The following is a 22,188-nucleotide window of genomic DNA, read 5'->3' as shown; positions in this document are numbered from 1 at the left end:
AGGCGTACGGGTGCGCCGCGCGCGGCCCTCGGCCGGCCGCGCGGCCACGGATCACCCGACCCGCAGCCCCTCCAGCAGGGCGCGGTCGCCGGCCACGTCCAGCGTGTCGAGGCCCAACCGGCCCCAGAGCGCCAGCAGCAGGTCGCTCGCGGTGCCGCTGACCTGCGCCCGGGCGTGGTGGTCGTCGTGGTCGAAGAAGGTGTCGGTGTCGAGCAGGGCCACCCCCTCGCCTCGCAACCGCAGGAACCACTCCTGGTCGGCGTCGACGGCGCGGAGGTGGACCACCCCGTGCCACTGACCCACCGTGCGGCGCCGGCCGGCCGGCAGCCAGGTGTCCAGGATCTCGCTCACCCCGTCGGCGGCGAGCTTCGCCTCGACCGGATCGCCCGCCGCGATGGCGAGCTGGGCGTCCCAGCGGTGCACCGCCGTCTCGTGCGCCATCCGACGGGGCCAGAAGCCCGCCCGCTTCGGCTGCGGGGCCCAGTTCCAGGCCGGAGCCTCCGCGTCGAGGCCGTCGAAGAGGACCATCAGCTGGTCGTACGCCTGCTGCCAGAGCTGCAGCGGCGGCACTCCCGGCTCCGGCTCGACGGGTGCGGCGTTGCCGGGCGACGGGGTCGCCGAACCCGAGCCCGCGAACGAGTGCACCCAGCGGTAGAGGGAGGTGAGGTGGAGGGTCAGGTCGGCGACGGTCCAGCCGGGACAGGACAGCACCGGTGTCTCCGGCGGCGCCTCGGCCACGGCTGCGGCGAACGCCGGGCCCTCCGCCCGGAGAGCGCCCATCCAGAAGTCCTTGGTGCCGTGCAGTCTGCTCATGCCATCCTCCCGGGGGTGACCGGGCCACCAGTGGGCGCCGCGGCTCCCCCTCAGCCTAGGGTGAAAGGCGTGTCAGACGTCTACGCCCAGCCGACAACCGGCACCGAACCCGCCACGACGACCGAACTGGCGCGCTACACCACACTGCGCCTGGGCGGCCCGGCCGGGCGCGTCGTCGCCGGCACCGACGCGGACGAGATCGTGCGGGCGGTGCGGGACGCGGCCGGCCGCGACGAGCAGATCCTGATCCTCGCCGGCGGCAGCAACGTGGTGATCGGCGACGCCGGCTTCCCCGGCACCGTTGTCCTGGTGCGCTCCCGGGGCCTGCGGGTGGTCGCCGAGGACGCCGACACCGTCACCGTACGCGTCGAGGCCGGCGAGCCCTGGGACGACCTGGTCGCCACCACAGTCGCCAACGGCTGGTCCGGCCTGGAGTGCCTCTCCGGCATCCCCGGCTCCACCGGCGCCACCCCGATCCAGAACGTCGGCGCGTACGGCCAGGAGGTCGCCGAGACCATCACCGGCGTACACGTCCACGACCGGGTAGGGAACGCCAACCGGTGGATCGCCGCCGCCGACTGCGGCTTCGCGTACCGCTCCAGCGTCTTCAAGCACGCCGACCGCCGGATCGTGCTCTCCGTCGACTTCCGGCTCGCCCGCTCGCCCCTGTCCGGCCCCGTGCGCTACGCCGAGTTGGCCCGGGCGCTCGGCGTGCGGGTGGGCGACCGGGTGCCGCTGGCCGACGCCCGGGCCACGGTCCTGCGGCTGCGCGCCGGCAAGGGCATGGTGCTCGACGCGGCCGACCCGGACACCCGCTCGGTCGGCTCGTTCTTCACCAACCCGGTGCTCGACACGGCCGCCTACGAGCTGCTGCGCGCACGCGCCGCCGACATCGGCGAGCCCCCCGGCTGGCCGGGCGCGGGGGACGTGGTGAAGGTCAGCGCGGCCTGGCTGATCGACAAGGCCGGCTTCGGCAAGGGCCATCCCGGGCCGCAGGGCGTCGCCATCTCCAGCAAGCACACCCTCGCCCTGACCAACCGCAGCGGGACCGCCAGCACCGCCGCCCTGGTCGAGCTGGCCCGGGAGATCCGCGACGGCGTGCACCGCCGGTTCGGCGTGACCCTGCACCCCGAACCGGTCCTCGTCAACTGCGCCATCTGATCCCGCGCCCCGGCCGGCTCAGGTGACGGGGGCGACCCGGGACCAGGCGACGGTCACCTCGCCGTGGCGCCAGCGGCGGGGACCGTCGAGGATCGGCCAGCCCGCCCCGCGCACCTCGGACACCGCGCGCAGCCAGCGTTGGCGGGGACCGTACGGGGCGTAGCCGGCGGCGGCCTGCCAGGCGTCGTCGAGGGCCCGGATCAGGTCGTGGACCCGCTCGCCGGGAACGTTGCGGTGGATCAGCGCCTTGGGCAGCCGTTCGGCCAGCTCCGCCGGGGTGCCCAGGGTGGTGAGCCGCGCGGCGAGGGTGAGCGTACGGGGGCCGTCGGCGTCGATCAGCAGCCAGCCGCCGAGGCGCCCCAACTCGTCGCAGGTGCCCTCGACGAGCAGCCCGCCCGGCGCCAGCCGGTCGGTCATCGTGCGCCAGGCGTCGGCCACCTCGCGCTCGTCGTACTGGCGCAGGACGTTGAAGGCGCGCACCAGGGCGGGCCGCAGCCCGGCCAGCTCGAACCCGCCCCGGGCGAAGGTGAGCCACGGCGGGTCGGCGGACGGCTGGGCGGCGGCCACGCGTACCGGATCGATCTCCAGCCCGACGACCTGCAGGTCGGGGCGGACCGCGCCGGCCAGCCGGGCGCGCAGCTCGACGGCGGTCACCGGGCTGGCGCCGTAGCCGAGGTCCACCACCAGCGGGTCGGCCGCCTCGCGCAGCGTCGCCCCGCAGGTCTCGACGATCCAGTTGTCCACCCGGCGCAGCCGGTTCGGGTTCGTCGTCCCCCGGGTCACCACGCCGAGCGGCCGATTTCGCGCGGGGCCCGCCACCGTCGAAGACCGTCCGGGCCGGCTCAGCCGACCCGGTGCACCTTGTGCTGGGCGGCCTGGGCCAGCGGGCGCACCACGAGGCGGTCGACGTTGACGTGCTGCGGACGGGTCGCGCACCAGGCGACGCAGTCGGCGACGTCCTCGGCGACCAGCGGCTCGGCGACCCCGGCGTAGACCGCCGCCGCCTTCCCGGCGTCCCCACCGAAGCGCACCAGCCCGAACTCGTCGGTCCGCACCATGCCGGGGTCGATCTCGATCACGCGCACCGGTCGGCCGCAGAGTTCGAGCCGCAGGGTGCCGGCGATCGCCGTCTGGGCGTGCTTCGCGGCGGTGTAGCCGCCCCCGCCCTCGTAGACGGTGAAGCCGGCCGTCGAGGAGACCACCACGATGGTGCCGGCCCCGGAGGCCTCCAGCGCGGGCAGCAGCGCCTGGGTGACGCGCAGCGTGCCGAGCACGTTGACGTCGTACATCCACTGCCAGTCGTCGACCGAGCCGGACTCGACCGGGTCCAGGCCGCGCGCGCCGCCCGCGTTGTTGACCAGCAGGGTGACCGGTCCCAGGGCTGCCGCGGCCGTGGCCAGGCCGGCCACCGACTCGTCGGAGGTGACGTCGCAGGCGACGGCGGTGGCCGCGCCCCCCGCCGCCTCGATCTCGGCCACCAGCGCGGCCAACCGGTCGGTACGCCGCGCGGCGGCGAGCACGTGGAACCCCTCGGTGGCGAGCCGGCGGGCCGTGGCGGCCCCGATCCCGCTGGACGCTCCGGTGACGACGGCGACAGAGCTCATCGGGCCATTCTCCCCCCGCGCCCCCGGGGCGCGACGACGAGGTCCGCCACCGCCGCGACAGGCGGCGCGACGAATGGCGTCCGTCACGCCGGCGGGTCGTCCCGGCGCATTACCGGTGCGCAGTGGGGAAGATGACACCCGCCGCGGACGTTGTCCGAAAAGCGCCGGGCGTGCCGACGGCATCCACCGTGACAGAGGGAGCGGACGTGGCGGAGTTGCACACCGGTGTGGGGCGTCAGCGCGGTGCCTGCCCGGCACCCCACCCCCGGCGCATCGCGACGCTCTCGGTGCACACCTCGCCCCTGCACCAACCGGGCACCGGGGACGCCGGCGGCATGAACGTCTACATCCTGGAGGTCGCCCGCCGGCTCGCCGAGGCGAACGTCGAGGTGGAGATCTTCACCCGGGCCACCTCCGGTGACCTGCCCCCGATGGTCGAGACGTCGCCCGGCGTGCACGTCCGGCACGTCACCGCCGGCCCCCTGGAGGGGCTCACCAAGGAGGAGCTGCCGGCGCAGCTGTGCGCCTTCACCGCCGGGGTGCTGCGCGCCGAGGCGTCCCGTCCGCCCGGCCACTACGACCTGATCCATTCCCACTACTGGCTCTCGGGGCAGGTCGGCTGGCTGGCCAAGGACCGCTGGGGGGTGCCGCTGGTGCACACCGCGCACACCCTGGCGAAGGTCAAGAACGCCCAGCTCGCCGCCGGGGACCGGCCCGAACCGAAGGCCCGCGTCATCGGCGAGGAGCAGGTGGTCGCCGAGGCCGACCGGCTGGTCGCGAACACGGCGGTGGAGGCCCGCGACCTGATCGCCCGGTACGACGCCGAACCGGCCCGGGTCGCGGTGGTCGAGCCCGGCGTGGACCTGGACCGGTTCCGCCCGGCTCCCGGGGACGGCGACCGCGTCAGCGTCGAGGCCCGTCGCCGGCTGGGGCTGCCGGCCGCCGGCTACGTGGTGGCCTTCGTCGGCCGCATCCAGCCACTGAAGGCCCCGGACGTGCTCATCCGCGCGGTGGCCGCGCTGCGCGCGCACGACCCGGTGCTGGCCGACGAGGTGACCGTGGTGATCTGCGGCGGCCCCAGCGGCAGCGGTCTCGACCGGCCGACCGCCCTGATGGAGCTGGCCGCCACGCTCGGCGTCGCCGACCGGGTGCGCTTCCTGCCCCCGCAGACCGGCGACGACCTGCCCGCCCTGTACCGGGCCGCGGACCTGGTCGCGGTGCCGTCGTACAACGAGTCCTTCGGCCTGGTCGCCCTGGAGGCGCAGGCCTGCGGTACGCCGGTGGTGGCCGCCGCCGTCGGCGGCCTGGTGACCGCGGTGCGCGACCAGGTCAGTGGCGTGCTGGTCGACGGCCACGACCCGGTCGACTGGGCCGGCACGCTGGGGCGTCTGCTGCCGGACCGGCACCGCCGCGCCGAGCTGGGCCGGGGCGCCGCGCGGCACGCCCGCAACTTCTCCTGGCAGCGGACCGCCTCCGGGCTGCTGGCCGTGTACGGCGAGGCGATCGCCGCCCACCGGGCCCGGCTCGCCTCCGAGCTGGCCGACTGCCCGGCGATGTCGCGCTCCTGGTGACGGCCGTCGCCGGCCGGTGCCGGGGTGGCGACGGTCGTAGAGTGGATCCGATGAGCGGAAAGAGTGACCTTGCGGCCCTGATCGAGTCGGTCTGCGACGAGCGGAAACTGGCCTGGGAGTCGACCGGCCCGGGATCGTACGCGGTCACGCTGCCGGGCACCCACAAGCTGAAGACGGTCTGCAACCTGATCGTCGGGGAGCACGCGCTGCGGGTCGAGGCGTTCGTCATGCGCCAGCCGGACGAGCGGCGCGAGGAGCTGTGGGCCTGGCTGTTGCAGCGCAACGCCCGCATGTACGGGGTGTCGTTCTCCGTCGACGCCGTGGGCGACGTCTACCTGACCGGTCGGGTCAATCCCGCCGGGGTCGACGCCGACGAGCTGGACCGGCTGCTGGGCTCGGTGCTCACCTACGCCGACGAGTCCTTCGACACGATGTTGGAGATCGGCTTCGGCAGCTCGATCCGGCGGGAGTGGCAGTGGCGGGTCAAGCGGGGCGAGTCCACCGCCAACCTCGCGGCGTTCGCGCACCTCTTCGAGCCGTCGGGCGGCGGGGCCGCCGGGTCCTCCGGGGGCGCGGCGGACACGGGTGCCCCGGTCGGAGGTTCGGACCGTTCCTGACGGGTATGCCGCACCGCGCGGCACCGGGACCCGCCGCGCGCCGAGGACCAACTGTCGAGGAGCGTGAGCGTCCATGGCTCAGCGGAACAGCTCAGGTCGCGGCGGGACTGCGACCAGGACGGGACGGCAGGCGGGAAACCAGACCCCGAACACCCCGACGATCTCCGAGTCCGACATCTCCCGGATGAAGGTCGACGAGCTGCGGGGCCAGCTCCGCAGACGCGGCGTCGCCGGCATCTCGGCGTTGCGCAAACCGGAGCTGGTGAAGACGCTGACGAAGACCCTGCGGGCGGAGCGCCCCTCGGGTGGCGCGGCGCGCCGCAGCACCGGGCCGGCCGGCCGGGCGACGGGCACGCGGGCATCGGCCGGCCGGGCCGCCGCCACGAAGAAGGCGGCGTCGAGCCGCGCGCCGGGCAGGTCGGCGCCGGGGCGCGCGGCGGCGAAGAAGGCGGCCCCGGCGAAGAAGGCGGCCCCGGCGGCGAAGAAGGCCCCGGCGAAGAAGGCCCCGGCGGCGAAGAAGGCCCCGGCGAGGCGGGCTCCGGCGGCGAGGAAGACCGCGCCGGCGAAGAAGTCCGCCGCGAAGAAGGCCCCGGCGGCGAAGAAGACGACGGCGGCGGCGGCCGGTAGGTCCGCGGCGGCCCGACGACCCGCGTCGACGTCGGCCCGGGGCACGCGCGGCGGCGCGGCGACCGGGGTCCGCACCGGGCGGGGCAGTTCCCGGTCGGTGCGTTCCTCGCAGCTCATCTCGTCCACCGCCGACCGCCCGGAGCGCCCCGGTCGCAGCCTGGTGACCACCAACCACGACGTGATCCGGCGCTGGGCGGCGGACCGTGGGGCCCGGCCGGCGACGATCGCGGGCACCGAGCGGGAGGGCCGGGCCGGCGTGCTCACCTTTGACATGCCGGGCTACCGGGAGAGCAGCCGGATGCGCGAGATCACCTGGGACGAGTGGTTCCGGACCTTCGACGAGCGCAAGCTGAACCTGATCTACCAGGAGCAGTTGCGCGACGGTCGGCAGAGCAACTTCTTCCGCACGGAATCGCCCGATCGTGAGGACGGCTGACGTGTTTGGGGGAATGGGCGGCGGGTATGCGCTGTTGGCCATGACCGAGACCCGAATCGGTCACAGTGTGGTGGAACACGAGCGCTGTGACCGGCGAGACATACCCTCCAGGTTGTCTTCGCAATACCGGGCGAACTAACTTTATTGCACTGCGTCACGCTCGTAACCGTTCGGGGGAGCGGTGGATCGATCAGATCCGTGCACGAGTGAGACGCAGGGGACGGGTGGACCAACACCGTTGGGGGACGGTGTCCACCTGTTTGGACCGGCGGCGTGAGCAGGCGACGCCTACGGGGGTGGGCCTCGCCCGCCGCCGCCGGTCATACGGTGCGGGCGCCCATCGCGATCACGAGTCGCGGTGGGCGTTCTGCTGCCCTCGCGTGGCGCCGGCAACTGCCGCTCAACGTCCGGGCACGGGGGCGGGCTCCGGCGTCGGGGTCGGCAGCGGGTCGGCGCGCCGCCGCAGAGCGGCGACGCGGCGCTCGCGGGGCGGGCCGGCGAGCAGGTGGCCGCCGGCCGCCAGCAGCCCCAGCCCGCCCACGATCAGCCAGTGGCGGTCTCCGAGATGTTGCAGGCTGATCCCGCCGAGGGTGGGCGCGACGAACGAGGCCGCCGGGAACGCCAGGTAGAACACCGACTGGTAGCGGGCCCGCAGCTCGGGTGGGGCGAGGTCGGCGTTGATCTGCGCGTTGGGCGGCGCGGCGAGCATCTGGCCGACGGTCCAGACCACCGCCGCCGCCAGATAGACCGGCACGTCGTCGGCGAACGCGAGGGCGGCGAAGCCGAGGGCCAGCAGCGTGGTGGAGACCGCCAGGACGCGGTCCCTGCGGTGCCGCTCGATCAGACGCGGCACGAAGAGCTGTCCGAGTACGATCAGCACCCCGCCGAGCGCGACCACCGCACCGTACGCCGAGGGCCGCAGGCCGTCCGACCGCATCGCCAGCGGCATGATCGTCGAGGTCTGCATGGTCAGCACGGCCAGCACGAAGGTCAGCGCCACGAAGGTGAGGAAGGTGCGGTCGGTCAGCGCGGTGTGCAGCCCGGGCTGTCGCGGTCGCCCGGGTTGCCGTTCTGCCCGCCGTGGCGCGGGGTGGGGCCGGCGGGGAAGGGTCTCCGGGACCTTCCAGGCGATGACGGCCGCCGCGAGCAGGGTGGCGGCGGCGTCGACCAGGAAGAGCGCGACGAAGCTCGCCTCGGCGAGCAGGCCGGCCAGCAACGAGGCCACGGCCATGCCCAGGTTGAACGCCCAGAACTGCAGGTTGAAGGCCCGGGAGCGACGCTGTTGCGGCACCACGTCGACGATCGCCGCCACGAAGGCGGGGCTGGGCATCGAGTGCGCCACCCCGACCAGGGCGGCGAGGATCGCGATCAGCATCAGGTGCCGGCTGAAGGCCAGCCCGACCATCAGTACGGCGGTGGCCACGTGGGCGGCGAGCAGGGTGGCGCGCCGCCCCCACCGGTCGGCCAGGATCCCGCCGAGCAGCACGCCGCCCGCCCCGCCCAGCCCGTACGCGCCGACGACCGTCCCGGTGAGGGCCTCGCTCGCGCCCCGCGCCGCGGTCAGGTAGAGCGACAGGAAGAGCATGGCGAAGGCGCCGGCCCGGTTGATCAGCAGGCCGGCCCAGAGGTACCAGAAGGTGGCGGGAAGCCCGCCCGCGGTGTCGTGCAGCCAGCGGCGCAGGGTCCGCATCCGTCCTCCCGACAGTTTTGTTTCCTAACCGAACCGCCCCCGACCGTAGGAAGCCGCGGGCCGCCGCGCCAGCGTGTCGCTGGTCACCGCGCTCCGCTGGTCACCGCGCTCCGCTGGGCTCCGCCGCGCGCCCCGGGTCGCCGGCCGGCGCGTCCACCGGTTCGGCGGCGACCGTCGCCGCCTCGGCCACCTGCGGGACGGGCGGTTGGATCGTCACCGCCGGTACGACGGGACCGCCGGCCGTCCGCAGGCTGGCGGCGCGGCGCTCCCGGGCCGGGCCGGAGAGCAGGTGGGCGACGGCCATCAGCCCACCGACGACGGCGCAGCCGAGCCAGAGCGGGGCGTTGCCGGCCTGCTCCCGGACCAGGCCGCCGAGCACCGGCGCGATCGCGGCGGCGCCCTGCCAGGAGAGCGAGAAGACGCCCTGGTAGCGGCCCCGCAGCGCGGCGGGGGAGAGTTCGGCGACGAGGGTGGCGTTCGACGGCGAGTTGAGCATCTCGCCGATCGTCCAGATCAGCACGGTCAGGGCGTAGAACCAGGCCACGTCCGCGAAGGCGGTGAGCCCGAACCCGACGCCCATCACCACCGAGGCCAGGGCGAGCACGTGGGACCGGTTGCGGCCCTTGACCAGCCGGGGTACGAAGAGCTGGCCGAGCACGATCAGCACCCCGTTGAGCGCGATCACCGAGCCGTAGGTGGTGGGGCTGAGGCCGGAGTCGCCCATGGCGATCGGCAGCATCGAGATGTGCTGGAGGAAGACCAGCGCGGCGAACAGGTTGAGCGTCACGAAGCCGAGATAGACCCGGTCGCGCAGGATGGTGCGCAGTGCCCCGGCCGGGGCGGGGGCGTCCCCGGGTGCGCCCGTGGGTGCGCCGGCCGGGGCGGGGGCCTGCCGGGTCTCGCCGACCTTCATGAAGATGATCAGCGCGGTGATCACGGTGGTGGTCGCGTCGACCACGAAGAGCAGCAGGTAGCTCGCCTCGGCCGCGAGGCCGGCGAGGATGGCCGCGCTGGCGAAGCCGAGGTTGATCGCCCAGTAGTTCAGCGAGAAGGCGCGCAGCCGGTCCTTCTCCGGGACCACGTCGATCATCATGGCCCCGAACGCGGGCCGGGCCGCCTCGGCGAACATGCCGAGCAGCAGGGCGCCGAGCGCCACGGCCCACAGCTCCCGGGCGAAGCCGAGGGCGAGCATCATGGTGGCCGCGCCGAGGTGTGCGGTGAGCAGGGTGGGCCGGCGGCCCCAGCGGTCGCACAGCGTGCCGCCGACGGTGGTGCCCACCGCCCCGCCGACGCCCCACAGGCCGAGCACCAGTCCCGCCTGCGACGGGGAGAAGCCCCGTTCCTGGGTGAGGTAGATGGCCAGGAAGACCAGGACGAACGAGCCGAGCCGGTTGATCAGCGTGCCGGCCCACAGGTACCAGAAGGTGACCGGCAGCCCTCCGGTGGTGTCCCGGAACCAGCCCTGCATCGTACGCACGTCGGTGCCCCCGCCCCGTAACGACCGTCTTGAATATTGCGCCTTACAACCTAGTGGTGGGCCGGACGTCCGGGCAGCGCATTTTCCACGTGGTGGTCGTCACGAGCACCGCCCGCACGCCAACCGGCGGCGTGCGGCAGGATGATCGGCATGACTGCTAGCGAGGGGCCCACCGTCGGGACGCTGGTCCTGCTGCGGCACGGCGAGAGTGACTGGAACGCCAAGAACCTCTTCACCGGCTGGGTCGACGTCGACCTGACCGAGAAGGGCGAGAACGAGGCGCGTCGCGGCGGCGAACTGCTGCGCGAGCACGGACTGCTGCCGGACGTGGTGCACACGAGCGTGATGCGCCGCGCGATCCGCACCGCCGAGCTGGCGCTCAACGCCGCCGACCGGCACTGGATCGCCGTGCGCCGCTCGTGGCGGCTCAACGAGCGGCACTACGGCGCCCTGCAGGGCAAGAACAAGAAGCAGACCCTGGAGGAGTACGGCGAGGAGCAGTTCATGCTCTGGCGTCGCTCGTACGACACCCCGCCGCCGCCGATCGCCGACGACGACGAGTACTCGCAGGCCGGCGACCCGCGCTACGCGCTGCTGCCGAACGAGCTGATGCCGCGCACCGAGTGCCTCAAGGACGTCGTCGAGCGGATGCTGCCGTACTGGTACGACTCGATCGTGCCGGACATCCTGGCCGGCCGTACGGTGCTGGTGGCCGCGCACGGCAACTCGCTGCGCGCCCTGGTCAAGCACCTCGACCAGATCTCCGACTCCGCGATCGCCAAGCTGAACATCCCCACCGGCATCCCGCTGCGCTACGACCTGGACCCGCAGTTGCGTCCGCTCACCCTGGGCGGCACGTACCTGGACCCGGCCGCCGCCAAGGCCGCCGCCGCCGCGGTCGCCAACCAGGGCCGCTGACGAAGGTGTGCCGGGCCTCCTCCCCGCGCCGGGCGTGGGGAGGAGGCCCTTCCCCGCGCCTCAGCCCGCGGTGGGGGCCGGCGCGCCGGTGATCAGGTAGACCACGTGCTCGCCGGCGTTGACGGCGTGGTCGGCGAAGCGCTCGTAGAAGCGGCCGAGCAGGGTGGCGTCGATGGCGGTCTCCACCCCGTAGGGCCAGTCCTCGCCGAGCAGCAGCCCGAAGAGGTTGCGGTGCAGGTCGTCCATGGCGTCGTCGTCGCCGTCGAGTTCGGCCGCGAGGTCGGCGTCGGGCCGGGCGAGCACCGCGCCGATCTTGATGGCCATCCGGTCGGCGGTGGCGGCCATGCCGGTGAAGGTCGGCCGCAGCTCGGCCGGCACGGCGGGCGACGGATGCCGGCGCAGGGCGGTCTTGGCGACGTGTTCGGCCAGGTCGCCCATCCGTTCCAGGTCGGCCGCGACGTGCAGCGCGGTGATCATCGCGCGCAGGTCGGAGGCGACCGGGGCCTGTCGGGCGAGCAGGTCGCAGACCCGCTCCTCGACGTGCCGGTAGAGGTCGTCGATCTCGGCGTCCCGCGCGATCACCGTCTCGGCTGCCCCGCGGTCCGCCGTGAGCAGGGCGTGGGTGGCCTGCCGCATCGCGGCCCGGGCCCCCTCCGCCATGTCCACCAGCAGTTGGCTGACGATCTGCAGGTCAGCCCGGAACTCGTCGCGCATGGTCACGTCCTGTGGTCGGTGGGGGAGCGGGTGCGCCGCCCACCGTAGGTCGGGCGGGCGGACCGGAGGTTAACGCCGGTGAACGGTGCCGGGCCTGGAAGTGAACATTCCCGGAAGTGAAGGTGATTCATACCATTTGCGGGGGTTGCCGCGCTGATGATGACCCTACGATCGCCGGGTGGAATGGGCGGTGGCGGCGGCGGTGGCCGTGGGACTGGCGGTCGGGCTGATCGCCGGGGCCCTGCTGCCCCGGCGCGGCGCGACGCGCCGCGGGCGCGGCGGCCTCCCCGTCATCGGGAGGCTCCCGGCGGCCGAGCATCCGCACTCCGAAACCGGTCGCCGGGCGATCGACTCGCTGCGGGCCGGCGTGGTCGTGCTCGACCCCGACGACCTGCCCGTCCTGGTCAACCCCGCCGCCCGCGCGATGGGGCTGCTCCGCGCCGGCCCCACCCCCGGCTCGATCGCGGCCCACCCGCTGATCCGTACGCTCGCCGGGCAGGTCCGGCGCACCGGCGTGCGGCGCGAGATCGAGCTGGACCTGCCCCGGGGCCGCGACGACGCCGGCACCGACCCGCTCGGGGTGCACCTGCGGGCGCTGGGCATCGGGGCGGGCCTCGTCGCCGTCGAGGCGACGGACGTGACCGACTCACACCGGCTGGCCCGGGTCCGCCGCGACTTCGTGGCAAACGTCAGCCACGAACTCAAGACCCCGATCGGGGCCCTCCAACTCCTCGCCGAGGCGCTGCTGGACGCCACCGGGCCGGCCGGTACGGGCGCACCCGGCCTCCCCGCGGACCCGGGCGCCGCCCGGCGGTTCGCCGAGCGCATCCAGCACGAGTCGACCCGGCTGGGCCGCCTGGTGCAGGAACTGCTGGAGCTGACCCGGCTCCAGGGCGCGGAGCCGCAGCCGTCCCCGGAGCCGGTCGCGATCGACTGGGTGATCGCCGAGGTGATCGACCGGACCCGTACCTCCGCCGCCGCCCGGCGGATCGGGGTGAGCGTCGACGCCGAGTGGGACCTGACCGTGCACGGCAGCGCCACCCAGCTCGCCACGGCCGTGGCCAACCTGCTGGAGAACGCCGTCAACTACTCGGGCGAGGGCACCACAGTGCGGATAACCGCCCGCAGGACCGACGAACACGTGGAGATCTCCGTCGCCGACCAGGGCATCGGCATCGGCCCCACCGACGTCGACCGGATCTTCGAGCGGTTCTACCGGGCCGACCAGGCACGGTCCCGGTCGACCGGCGGGACCGGCCTGGGGCTCGCCATCGTCAAACACATCGCCGGCAACCATGGCGGGCGGGTGGAGGTGTCGAGCACTCTTGGTGGTGGGTCGACGTTCACCCTCCGGCTGCCCACCGGCCCCCCGCACGACGCCCCGACGACACCGTTCCCCGCCGGGACCGAGCCCGGTCCCGGCGGGCTCCGGCAGGTCTGACAGCACCGAAAGGAAGTCCCCGTTGAGCCGCGTACTGGTGGTCGAGGACGAGGAGTCCTTCTCCGACGCCCTGTCGTACATGCTCCGCAAGGAGGGTTTCGAGGTGTCCGTCGCCGCGACGGGAACCGCCGCCCTCACCGAGTTCGACCGTAACGGCGCCGACATCGTGCTGCTCGACCTGATGCTGCCCGAGATGTCGGGCAGCGAGGTGTGCCGCCAGCTCCGGCAGCGCTCGCACGTGCCGATCATCATGGTCACCGCCCGGGACAGCGAGATCGACAAGGTGGTCGGCCTGGAGATCGGTGCCGACGACTACGTCACCAAGCCGTACTCGCCCCGGGAACTCGTCGCCCGGATCCGGGCGGTGCTGCGCCGGCGCAGCACCGAGGCCGCCGAGTCGAGCGGCCCGACGCTGGCCGCCGGGCCGGTCCGGATGGACATCGAGCGGCACGTGGTGACCGTCGGCGGCGCCCCCGTCCAGCTTCCGCTCAAGGAGTTCGAGCTGCTGGAGCTGCTGCTGCGCAACGCCGGCCGGGTGCTCACCCGGGGGCAGCTCATCGACCGGGTCTGGGGCGCCGACTACGTGGGCGACACCAAGACCCTCGACGTGCACGTCAAGCGGCTGCGCTCCAAGGTCGAACCGGAGCCGTCCGCGCCGCGCTTCATCGTCACCGTGCGGGGGCTGGGCTACAAGTTCGAACCCTGACCGGCGTACGCACGACGGGGCCCGCGTGCCACGCGGGCCCCCACGGCGGTCGGTCAGCCGCCGTCGGCGGGGTGCGGGGCGACCATGCCCTGCCGGCCGCGGGCCCCGCAGACCTCGGCCAGCTTCGCGTACGCGGGGGCGCCGATCAGCGCCGTCAGCTCCGGGCCGTACGAGACGTACATCGGCTCGCTGCCGACGTGCGCGTCGGTGGAGGACGTGCACCACCAGTCCAGGTCGTGCCCGCCGGCACCCCAGCCCCGCCGGTCGAACTCGGCCAGCGTGGAGACCAGCACCTTCGTGTTGTCCGGCCGCTTGACCCACTCCTGGTCCCGGCGGACCGGTAGCTGCCAGCAGACGTCCGGCTTGTATTCCAGCGGGTGCACCCCGTCGCGCAGTGCCTGGGCGTGCAGCGCGCAACCGGCGCCGGCCGGGAAGTCGGCGTCGTTGAGGAAGACGCAGGGGCCGTCCTCCCCCTGGACCGCCGTACGACGGGCGGAGTTCTTGCCGTCGACGGTGTCGTTCTCGGTCCAGTTCTTGAACCCGCGCCGGAAGTGCTGCCACGTCTGCGGGGTGAGCCGCTTGACCGCGGCCCGGACCCGCTGCTCGTCCTCCGAGTCGGTGAAGAACGCGCCGTGCGAGCAGCAGCCGTCGGCGGCCCGGCCGGCGACGATGCCGTGGCAGCCCCGGCCGAAGATGCACGTCCAGCGGGACAGCAGCCACGTCAGGTCGGCCCGGATGAGGTGGTTGTCGTCCGCCGGATCGGCGAACTCGATCCACTCCCGGGGAAAGTCCAGGGGCACCTCACGACTGCGCGGGTCGTCGGGGTCGTCCACGAGCACGCGGAGTTCGATCTGGCCTGTCACCCGGCCCAGCGTACGCGCGGCACCCCCGCGGGTCCGGCGAGCCGCGCAAACCGAAAGCCCCTAGGGTCTTCGGCATGCGACTGGGTGTGCTCGACGTCGGTTCCAACACCGTGCACCTGCTGGTGGTCGACGCCCGCCCCGGGGCGCACCCCTGGCCGGCGCACTCCGAGAAGGTGGTGCTGCGGCTGGCCGAGCAGATCGGCCCGGACGGCGCGCTCACCCGGTCCGGCGCGGACGCCCTGGTCGAGGCGGTCGGCGCGGCCAGGGCGGCGGCCACCCGGCTGGGTGCCGAGGACCTGATCGCCTTCGCCACCTCCGCCGTGCGCGACGCCACCAACGCTGCCGACGTGCTGGCCCGGGTCCGCGACGAGACCGGCGTACGCCTGGAGGTGCTCCCGGGCGCGGACGAGGCGCGGCTGACCTTCCTCGCGGTGCGGCGCTGGTTCGGCTGGTCGGCGGGCCGCCTGCTGGTGCTGGACATCGGCGGCGGCTCGCTGGAGATCGCGGCCGGCATCGACGAGGACCCGGCCCTCGCGGTGTCCCTGCCGCTCGGCGCCGGCCGGCTCACCCGGGACCGGCTTCGGCTGGAACCCGGCAGCGCGGTGCCGCCGCCGGCCGAGGCGGTCGACGAACTGCGGGCGTACGCCGACGAGCTGCTCGACCCGGTCGTCGCGCGGCTGACCGACGAGGGCTGGCAGCGGCCCGTGGCGACCTCGAAGACGTTCCGGACCCTGGCCCGGCTCGCCGGGGCGGCGCCCTCCGGCGCGGGCCTGTGGGCACCCCGCCGGCTGACCCGCGCCGGGCTGCGGCAGGTGCTCGGGTTCGTCCGGCACATCCCGCCCACCCGGCTCGCCGAGCTGGATGGGGTCAGTGCCGGCCGGGCCCACCAGCTGCTCGCCGGGGCGGTCGTCGCGGAGGCGGTCCTGCGCAGGCTGGACGTCGCGGCGCTGGACATTTGTCCCTGGGCGCTGCGCGAGGGCGTGATCCTGCGCCGAATGGACCAGCTCGGTCCGGGTGAGTGCGAGGAGTGAGCTTGCGAGCCCCGCAGTCGCGAACGAAAAGCGGTCCGGGTGAGTGCGAGGAGTGAGCTTGCGAGCCCCGCAGTCGCGAACGAAAAGCGGTCCGGGTGAGTGCGAGGAGTGAGCTTGCGAGCCCCGCAGTCGCGAACGAAAGGCGGTCTGGCGTGATCTGGGCGGTTTGCCGGCTCTCGTCACGGCATGTCAATCGATCCCGGCTACCCTCGATGGTGTGACTTCCCCCGTCCCGGTGCTCCTGTCCACGTCCTCGGTCTTCCCCGAACGGACCGCGGCGGCGTTCCAGCTCGCGGCGGCGCTCGGCTACGACGGCGTCGAGGTGATGGTCTGGACCGACGCCGTCAGCCAGGACGCCGGCGCGTTACGCGGGCTCGCCGAGCACTACGGCGTGCCGGTGCTCTCCGTCCACGCCCCCTGCCTGCTGGTCACGCAGCGGGTGTGGAGTCCCGACCCGTGGGAGCGGCTGCGCCGGTCGGCGGAGATGGCGGCGACGCTCGGGGCGCCGACCGTCGTGGTGCACCCGCCGTTCACCTGGCAGCGGGACTACGCGCGCACCTTCGGCGAAGGGCTGGCGGCGATCGCCGCCGAGTACCCGGACCTGCGTTTCCCGGTGGAGAACATGTATCCGGTACGGATGGCGGGGCGGCAGTTCGTCCCGTACGTCCCGGGCTGGGACCCCACCGAGACGGGGTACGCCTCCTACACCCTCGACCTGTCGCACTGCGCCGCCTCGCACACCGACGCGCTGGAGATGGCCGACCGGATGGGTGCCAACCTGGCGCACGTGCACCTCGGCGACGGCACCGGTGAGGGCCGCGACGAGCATCTGGTGCCGGGGCGCGGCAACCAGCCCTGCGCCGGGCTGCTCTCCTCGCTGGCCGGGCGGGGGTTCACCGGTTCGGTCGCCGTGGAGGTCACCACCCGGGGCGCGAAGAGCCGCGCCGTGCGGGAGGCCGACCTGCGTGAGTCGCTGGAGTTCGCCCGCCAGCACCTCGGCACGCCGTCCCCCGTCGACGCCTGAGCGCCGCCGGGCCGGGCGTCAGACGGGGGCCGGCAGGGATTCCTTGGTGGCCGCACCGGCCTGCTCGCCGACGGCCGCGCGCTTGCGTGCCCGGTGGGCGGCCACGTGCGAGCGGGTGGCGCAGCGTTCCGAACAGAACCGCCGGCAGCAGTTGGACGAGGTGTCCAGGTAGACGTTGCCGCAGCGCTCGTCGGCGCAGAGCCCGAACCGGGCGCTGCCGTACTCGCAGAGCCAGACCGACAACCCCCAGACCGCGCCGGCGAGGTACTCGGCGCTCACCGAGGCGCCCCGGCTGGTGACGTGCATGTGCCAGTCGCTGGATTCGTGCCCGGAGATGCGCGGCTGCACCGGGTACGCCTCCAGCAGCGTGTTGAGCTCGGTCACCGCCCGGTTGTCCCGCCCGGAGGTGCCGTACTCGAAGACGTCGCGCAGTCGCTTCTGCGCCCGCCGGAAGGTCGCGAGGTCCCGCTCCGCCACCTCGTCGCGCATCCACGTGTTGTCTTCGGGGAAGAGGGCCCGCAGGTCGTCGAGGTCGTCCAAACGGGCGTTGACGAGGTCAACGCCGGTTCGGGCGTACGCGTCGAAGTTCACGCCGACAACCGTAGACGACTCACGGGTTACGCGTCGCGTCGATGTAGTGCGGCAGGAACCGCGCGTAGCCGTCGGTGATGAGGCTCGCGCTCTCCCGCACGCCCACCCCGGCGGACTCGCCGTCGACGATCCAGCTGCCCAGCACCATCCGGTTGCCGGCGAACTCCGGCAGCGCCCGGAACTCCTGGTAGCACCAGCCCTCGTCGCCGTAGATCCCCGGGTTGCTGATCTCGGTGTCGCCGGTGACGATCCGCACCGAGCCGCCCTCCCGACCGAGCAGCGGCTTCGCCACGTACTCGGTCATCCCGCGCGGCGAGTCGAGGTACGCCGGCAGCAGCAGCTCGTGGCCGGGGTGCAGCTCCCAGAGCACGGCGAGCAGCGCCTTGTTGGACAGCAGCAGCTTCCACGCCGGCTCGATCCAGGTCGTCGGGGTGCCCGGCTCCAGCGCCGCCGGCCCGTAGGGCTCGGCGAGCATCCACTCCCAGGGGTAGAGCTTGAAGCAGGTGGTCACCGGCTGGTCCGCCGCGTCGACGAAGCGTCGGCCGTCCCAGCCGAGGTGCTGGATGGGCTCAAGCGTCACCTCCAGCCCGGCCTGGCGGGCGGTCTCGGCGAGGTAACCGGCGGTCATGTGGTCCTCGCCGGACTCCTCCTCGTTCGACCAGACCACGTGCACCCGGCGGTCGTGCAGCCCCGCGCCGATCTTCGCCCAGGCGCCGACGAGGCGCTCGTGCAGGCTGTTCCACTGGTCCAGCTCGGGTCGGGTGTCCTCCAGCCAGTACCACTGGATGATGCTCGCCTCCACCAGCGCGGTGGGGGTGTCGGCGTTGTATTCCAGCAGCTTCGGCGGCCAGGTGCCGTCGTAGGCGAGGTCGAAGCGCCCGTAGAGGGTGGGTGGCGCCTCCCGCAGCGACCGCGCCACGGCCTCCGCCGCCCAGGCGGGGATGCCGAAGTCGGCATGGCGGTTACGCGCGACGACGTGTTCGGCGGCGGCGACCGACATCCGGTGCAGCTCCTCGGTCGCCTCCTCCAGCCGCAGCACCTCGTCCAGCTCGAACGCGTACGCGGCGCTCTCGTCCCAGTACGACATGATGCCGCCGTCGGGCAGCTCGGTGTCGACGTATACCAGGCCCTGCGAGCGGATGGTGGCGTCCCAGCCCGGGCGGGGGGTGACCGTCTGCCGGCGCACCTCAGCCGCCGCAGGCGGCGAGGTGGGTGCCGAAGCCGCCCCGGTCGGGCACCGCCGCGGCGGTCGGTTCGCCCGTGGTGCGCCAGGTGGTCGCCGTCGGTGACTGCCACGCCAGGGCCACGGTCTCGCCGCCGCCCACCGGGCCGAGGGCGCAGTCGTCATCGTCGTCGTCGGAGGTGGTGTTGCAGCCGGAGAGGGCGAGCGCGAGGACGGTGAGCGCGCCGAGCTGCACGGAGGCCGACCGGAGCCGGCGGCGGGGACGTTGTTCCACCCCATCGTTGTAACCGATGGGGGCCACCGCCGTCCGTCCGTGTCCGGTGCCTGTGACGTGGTTGGAACCTGGCTTCCGAGGCTGCGCCGGTGCCGCCGCGCGGGCTCGGCGGCGGGCGTTACGCTCGATCCATGCTCCGTACCGTCATCCTCGCCGCCTCCCGGTCATCCCAGGTCGAGCGGCTCGTCGCGACGGCCCCGGTCACCCGGGACCTCGTCCGCCGGTTCGTCGCCGGCGCCAAGACCGACGACGCGTTGCGCGCGACCCGCGAACTCGTCGCCGACGGTCTCGCGGTCACCCTCGACAATCTCGGCGAGGACACCGTCACCGGCGAGCAGGCGACCGCCATCCGGGACGAGTACGTCGGGCTGCTGAGGCTGCTCTCCGGCGCGGGGCTGACCCCCGCCGCCGAGGTGAGCGTCAAGATGTCGGCGCTCGGTCAGATGTTCGACGAGCAGCTCGCCTACGACAACGCGCGGGCGATCTGTGTCGCCGCCGAGGCGGCGGGCACCACGGTCACCCTGGACATGGAGGACCACACCACCACCGACTCGACCCTGGACATCCTCGCCAAGCTGCGCAAGGACCACCCGTCGACCGGGGCGGTGCTCCAGGCGTACCTGCGCCGCACCGAGTCCGACTGCCGCGAGCTGGCCACGGCCGGTTCCCGCGTGCGGCTGTGCAAGGGCGCGTACAAGGAGCCCGAGTCGGTGGCCCACCAGTCCGCCCGCGAGGTGGACAAGTCCTACGTGCGCTGCATGAACATCCTGATGTCCGGCGACGGCTACCCGATGCTGGCCACCCACGACCCGCGCCTGATCGCCATCGGGGAGGACCGGGCCCGCTGGTTCGATCGCGGCCCCGACCGCTTCGAGTTCCAGATGCTGCACGGCATCCGCCCGGAGGAGCAGGCCCGGCTGGTCGGCGAGGGCTACACGGTGCGGACCTACCTGCCCTACGGCGACGACTGGTACGGCTACCTGATGCGCCGCCTCGCCGAACGCCCGGCCAACCTGATGTTCTTCGGCCGCGCCCTGATGTCGAAGAAGTGACCGCACCGGCGGGCCGGCCGGTGGTCGTACCCTTCGGCGGGTGACTGACGGGCAGCCCGGGACGGACGACCGACCGGTGACGGGCGGCGCCCCGCCCACCGCGACAGGCGACGGCCCGGCGGACGCGGACGCAGCGGGTGTTCCACCGGCTGTCCCCGAGCCCGCCGCTGCCGTACCGGCGGCGGGTCCCCGCCGGCCGTCGTGGCGGATCCGGCCGCTCGGGGTGGCGCTGGCGGCGGTCGTCCTGCTGCTGGCGTGCGGCGGCCCCGCCGCGCTGGTGGGCGGCCTGGTGCGCGCCGGCGACCGGCCGGACCCGGGCTCGTCCGCCGCCGACCCGGCCACGGTGGCCGCCCGCCAGCTCGGTGAGCGGATGACGGCGGAGCTGGCCCGGCAGTCCGCCGCCCTGCTCGGCGGGGACCGCGCCGGGTTCCTGGCGGTCGCTGAGCCGGCCGCCCACCCCGACCTGCGCCGCCGCTACGCCGCGCTGCGCGCGCTGCGGGTGACCGCCTGGCAGGCCGCCGCCAGCGGCCCGCCCACCCCGGTCGAGGGCCGGCCCGGCGAGTGGCGGTTGCCGGTCGAGTTCCGCTACTGCTTCGTCGCGCCGGAGTGCCGCACCAGCGCTGTGCTGACCGGCACCCGCTGGCGGGACGGGGAACGGCCCCGGCTGCTCGCCATGGAGCCGTCCGGCCCGGCCGAGACCGGCGCCCGGCCCTGGGAGGTCAGCGAGCTGGCCGTGGCCGTCGGGCCGCGTACGCTCGTGGCCACCACTTCCGCCCTGCGCGGGCGGCTGCCGGGCCTGCTCGCCCAGGCGGAGGCCGCCGCCCGGATCGCCGACACGTACGCCGTCGGCGGTCGCGCCCCGGACCGGTACCGGATCTTCTACGCCGGTCGCGGCGAGTGGCAGCGCTGGTACGGCGGCGGCCGGCCCAGGTGGACCGGCGGGTACGCGGTCACGGTCGGCGGCGGCCACCACGAGGTGGTGCTCAACGCCGACGGACTCGTCGCCGGCGGGGTGGACGACCTGCTCCGCCACGAGTTGACCCACGCCGCGTCGCTGCCCGAGCGCGGCTACCCGGGCGGCGACGCGTGGTGGCTGGTCGAGGGGCTGGCCGAGTACGCGGGTGCCGACGGCGAGCCGATCGACCGGTACGCCGGGCTGGCGGAGGTGCGGGCCCTGCTCGGCGGCGGCTGGGACGGCCGGCTCGACAGCCTCAGCCCGCCCGGGGACGCCCCGGCCGAACGGGTCAGCGGCAGCTACGGCATCTCCTACCTGGTGGTCCGGCACCTGGCCGACCGGTTCGGCCCGCAGCGGCTGCTCGCCTTCTTCGCGGCGGTGGTGCACGAACGCACGCCGGTGGACCGGGCGGCCGAGCAGGTCCTCGGCGAGCCCTGGCCCACGCTGCACGACGAGTGCGTCGAACATGTCCGCGCCCTGGTCGGCTGACGGGCCGAGCGGCGTCGTGGGCTGCGGCGGCGACGGCCCGGGCAGGCCCGCGGCATTCATGATCGACCGCTGTTGGCCGGCGCCGGACGACCTGACACACTGGTGTCCGCTCCCAGCGCGGAGCCCCGGTCCGCGTCCGGAAGCGGCTCGGGGCACCCGCCCGGTGGCTCCGGTGGCGCCGCCGGAGCCACCGGGCGCCTTCCGCGCGGGTGACCGGTCGAGTGGGGACCGGCGAGAATTGCGATCAGTTGCCCGAAGGGATCGCGCCGGTCACAGCCGTCCCGCTACCGTACTGGTAACACGCGCGTCGCCGGTCCGGGCGGGACGAACCCGTCCGGTGGCACGCGCCGGGCATGGGATTGGTCGGTGAGCCATGGCCGGGTCGCAGTCCGACGGTCGGCTGTCGGAGGTCAAGTTCCTGACCGTCGCCGAGGTGGCGACGGTCATGCGGGTGTCGAAGATGACTGTCTACCGCCTGGTGCACAGCGGTGAGCTCACCGCGGTCCGGGTGGGCCGGTCGTTCCGGGTGCCCGAGCACGCGGTGCACGAATACCTGCGGGGCGCGTTCCAGGAGACCGCCTGAGGCTCTCCCGAGCCGCCCGAGTGCGACGTAACGGGCATCGACGGGGGCGCGTTGGTCCTGCTGACGGTCTACGGCTACCCTGGACCTCGACCGTGACCGCAGGTGCGCCCCGCCGCATACCCCGCCGGCCGGTCCGTTGTCCGCACGCGGTCGTCGACGCCACAGGATTCGTGGCGTCATTCGGTCGTCCCGCACGTTGCATCGAAAGGCTTTCGTATGGGCTCGGTGGTCAAGAAGCGCCGCAAGCGCATGGCTAAGAAGAAGCACCGCAAGCTGCTGCGCAAGACCCGCGTCCAGCGTCGCCGTCTCGGCAAGTGACCGGAGCCGGGTCCCCGGACCCGGCTCCCGTCGTCACTTGCCAACTGTCG

At 73.9% G+C, this 22,188-nt stretch carries 23 protein-coding genes; 13 read left to right on the top strand and 10 right to left on the bottom strand.

The window, feature by feature from the left end:
* Positions 1-51: 51 nt before the first annotated feature.
* A complete protein-coding gene (locus tag ACQ452_RS25670) occupies positions 52-813 on the bottom strand; it encodes a maleylpyruvate isomerase N-terminal domain-containing protein (RefSeq protein ID WP_433388002.1) in 762 nt (253 codons plus the stop codon).
* 69 nt (positions 814-882) lie between these two features.
* Between ACQ452_RS25670 and ACQ452_RS25665 the strand changes: the two genes are divergently transcribed.
* A complete protein-coding gene (locus ACQ452_RS25665; RefSeq protein WP_433388000.1) occupies positions 883-1,974 on the top strand; it encodes a UDP-N-acetylmuramate dehydrogenase in 1,092 nt (363 codons plus the stop codon).
* An 18-nt stretch (positions 1,975-1,992) separates the two neighbouring features.
* On the opposite strand, the gene ACQ452_RS25660 is transcribed toward ACQ452_RS25665, so the two are convergent.
* Together ACQ452_RS25660 and ACQ452_RS25655 are read right to left on the bottom strand one after the other, a co-directional pair.
* On the bottom strand, positions 1,993-2,793 hold the full coding sequence (locus ACQ452_RS25660; RefSeq protein WP_433387998.1) for a class I SAM-dependent methyltransferase: 801 nt from the start codon (positions 2,791-2,793) through the stop codon (positions 1,993-1,995).
* Positions 2,794-2,816: 23 nt separating this feature from the next.
* Entirely contained in the window at positions 2,817-3,578 is a 762-nt protein-coding gene (locus tag ACQ452_RS25655; RefSeq protein ID WP_433394417.1) for an SDR family NAD(P)-dependent oxidoreductase, read from the bottom strand.
* Positions 3,579-3,784: 206 nt separating this feature from the next.
* Between ACQ452_RS25655 and mshA the strand changes: the two genes are divergently transcribed.
* The 3 genes from mshA to ACQ452_RS25640 all read left to right on the top strand — a co-directional run bounded on the left by mshA (position 3,785) and on the right by ACQ452_RS25640 (position 6,829).
* Positions 3,785-5,149, top strand: coding sequence for a D-inositol-3-phosphate glycosyltransferase (gene mshA, locus ACQ452_RS25650; protein WP_433387997.1), 1,365 nt, complete (start codon positions 3,785-3,787; stop codon positions 5,147-5,149).
* Between the two features lie 50 nt (positions 5,150-5,199).
* Positions 5,200-5,766, top strand: a complete 567-nt coding sequence (locus ACQ452_RS25645) for a YbjN domain-containing protein (RefSeq protein WP_433387995.1) — start codon at positions 5,200-5,202, stop codon at positions 5,764-5,766.
* A 73-nt stretch (positions 5,767-5,839) separates the two neighbouring features.
* Positions 5,840-6,829, top strand: coding sequence for a hypothetical protein (locus ACQ452_RS25640; protein WP_433387993.1), 990 nt, complete (start codon positions 5,840-5,842; stop codon positions 6,827-6,829).
* A 400-nt stretch (positions 6,830-7,229) separates the two neighbouring features.
* Here ACQ452_RS25640 and ACQ452_RS25635 read toward each other — a convergent pair whose 3' ends face one another.
* Positions 7,230-8,519: an MFS transporter gene (locus tag ACQ452_RS25635; RefSeq protein ID WP_433387991.1), complete on the bottom strand. Its 1,290-nt coding sequence runs from the start codon at positions 8,517-8,519 to the stop codon at positions 7,230-7,232.
* A 100-nt stretch (positions 8,520-8,619) separates the two neighbouring features.
* A complete protein-coding gene (locus tag ACQ452_RS25630) occupies positions 8,620-9,996 on the bottom strand; it encodes an MDR family MFS transporter (protein WP_433387989.1) in 1,377 nt (458 codons plus the stop codon).
* Between the two features lie 150 nt (positions 9,997-10,146).
* Between ACQ452_RS25630 and ACQ452_RS25625 the strand changes: the two genes are divergently transcribed.
* Positions 10,147-10,914 (top strand): phosphoglyceromutase, encoded by a 768-nt coding sequence (locus ACQ452_RS25625; protein ID WP_433387988.1) that lies wholly within the window; start codon positions 10,147-10,149, stop codon positions 10,912-10,914.
* Positions 10,915-10,974: 60 nt separating this feature from the next.
* Here the strand turns inward: ACQ452_RS25625 and phoU are convergent, their stop codons facing one another.
* Complete coding sequence (gene phoU, locus ACQ452_RS25620; protein WP_433387987.1) at positions 10,975-11,628, bottom strand: phosphate signaling complex protein PhoU; 654 nt, start codon at positions 11,626-11,628, stop codon at positions 10,975-10,977.
* Positions 11,629-11,818: 190 nt separating this feature from the next.
* Between phoU and ACQ452_RS25615 the strand changes: the two genes are divergently transcribed.
* Together ACQ452_RS25615 and ACQ452_RS25610 are read left to right on the top strand one after the other, a co-directional pair.
* Positions 11,819-13,069, top strand: a complete 1,251-nt coding sequence (locus ACQ452_RS25615) for a sensor histidine kinase (RefSeq protein WP_433394415.1) — start codon at positions 11,819-11,821, stop codon at positions 13,067-13,069.
* Positions 13,070-13,091: 22 nt separating this feature from the next.
* Positions 13,092-13,775 carry a response regulator gene (locus ACQ452_RS25610; RefSeq protein ID WP_433387986.1) on the top strand — a complete coding sequence of 228 codons (684 nt, stop codon included), beginning with the start codon at positions 13,092-13,094 and terminating at the stop codon, positions 13,773-13,775.
* A gap of 53 nt (positions 13,776-13,828) precedes the next feature.
* On the opposite strand, the gene ACQ452_RS25605 is transcribed toward ACQ452_RS25610, so the two are convergent.
* Positions 13,829-14,638, bottom strand: coding sequence for a hypothetical protein (locus tag ACQ452_RS25605; protein WP_433387984.1), 810 nt, complete (start codon positions 14,636-14,638; stop codon positions 13,829-13,831).
* Between the two features lie 74 nt (positions 14,639-14,712).
* On the opposite strand from ACQ452_RS25605, the gene ACQ452_RS25600 reads away from it, so the two are divergent.
* Both ACQ452_RS25600 and ACQ452_RS25595 read left to right on the top strand, forming a co-directional pair.
* Positions 14,713-15,669: a Ppx/GppA phosphatase family protein gene (locus tag ACQ452_RS25600; RefSeq protein WP_433387983.1), complete on the top strand. Its 957-nt coding sequence runs from the start codon at positions 14,713-14,715 to the stop codon at positions 15,667-15,669.
* A gap of 217 nt (positions 15,670-15,886) precedes the next feature.
* A complete protein-coding gene (locus tag ACQ452_RS25595) occupies positions 15,887-16,693 on the top strand; it encodes a sugar phosphate isomerase/epimerase family protein (protein ID WP_433387980.1) in 807 nt (268 codons plus the stop codon).
* A gap of 18 nt (positions 16,694-16,711) precedes the next feature.
* Here ACQ452_RS25595 and ACQ452_RS25590 read toward each other — a convergent pair whose 3' ends face one another.
* The 3 genes from ACQ452_RS25590 to ACQ452_RS25580 are packed head-to-tail and all read right to left on the bottom strand — an operon-like array spanning position 16,712 to position 18,741.
* Positions 16,712-17,284, bottom strand: coding sequence for a CGNR zinc finger domain-containing protein (locus tag ACQ452_RS25590; RefSeq protein WP_433387979.1), 573 nt, complete (start codon positions 17,282-17,284; stop codon positions 16,712-16,714).
* A 19-nt stretch (positions 17,285-17,303) separates the two neighbouring features.
* On the bottom strand, positions 17,304-18,470 hold the full coding sequence (locus ACQ452_RS25585; protein WP_433387978.1) for a glutathionylspermidine synthase family protein: 1,167 nt from the start codon (positions 18,468-18,470) through the stop codon (positions 17,304-17,306).
* A gap of 1 nt (position 18,471) precedes the next feature.
* Positions 18,472-18,741: a hypothetical protein gene (locus tag ACQ452_RS25580; protein ID WP_433387977.1), complete on the bottom strand. Its 270-nt coding sequence runs from the start codon at positions 18,739-18,741 to the stop codon at positions 18,472-18,474.
* 131 nt (positions 18,742-18,872) lie between these two features.
* Here ACQ452_RS25580 and ACQ452_RS25575 point away from each other — a divergent pair, with 131 nt between their 5' ends.
* The 4 genes from ACQ452_RS25575 to ACQ452_RS25560 all read left to right on the top strand — a co-directional run bounded on the left by ACQ452_RS25575 (position 18,873) and on the right by ACQ452_RS25560 (position 22,138).
* Positions 18,873-19,793 carry a proline dehydrogenase family protein gene (locus ACQ452_RS25575; RefSeq protein ID WP_433387976.1) on the top strand — a complete coding sequence of 307 codons (921 nt, stop codon included), beginning with the start codon at positions 18,873-18,875 and terminating at the stop codon, positions 19,791-19,793.
* A 40-nt stretch (positions 19,794-19,833) separates the two neighbouring features.
* The gene (locus tag ACQ452_RS25570; RefSeq protein ID WP_433387975.1) at positions 19,834-21,237 is read left to right on the top strand and encodes a hypothetical protein; all 1,404 of its coding nucleotides are present in this window, start codon (positions 19,834-19,836) and stop codon (positions 21,235-21,237) included.
* Positions 21,238-21,610: 373 nt separating this feature from the next.
* Complete coding sequence (locus ACQ452_RS25565; protein ID WP_007465625.1) at positions 21,611-21,820, top strand: helix-turn-helix domain-containing protein; 210 nt, start codon at positions 21,611-21,613, stop codon at positions 21,818-21,820.
* 216 nt (positions 21,821-22,036) lie between these two features.
* A complete protein-coding gene (locus tag ACQ452_RS25560; RefSeq protein WP_007465623.1) occupies positions 22,037-22,138 on the top strand; it encodes a 30S ribosomal protein bS22 in 102 nt (33 codons plus the stop codon).
* The last annotated feature ends 50 nt before the right edge of the window (positions 22,139-22,188 follow it).

It is taken from the genome of Micromonospora sp. KLBMP9576, from assembly GCF_050941805.1.
Classification (GTDB): Bacteria; Actinomycetota; Actinomycetes; order Mycobacteriales; family Micromonosporaceae; genus Micromonospora.
This window is presented reverse-complemented; position numbering and strand designations above follow the sequence as displayed.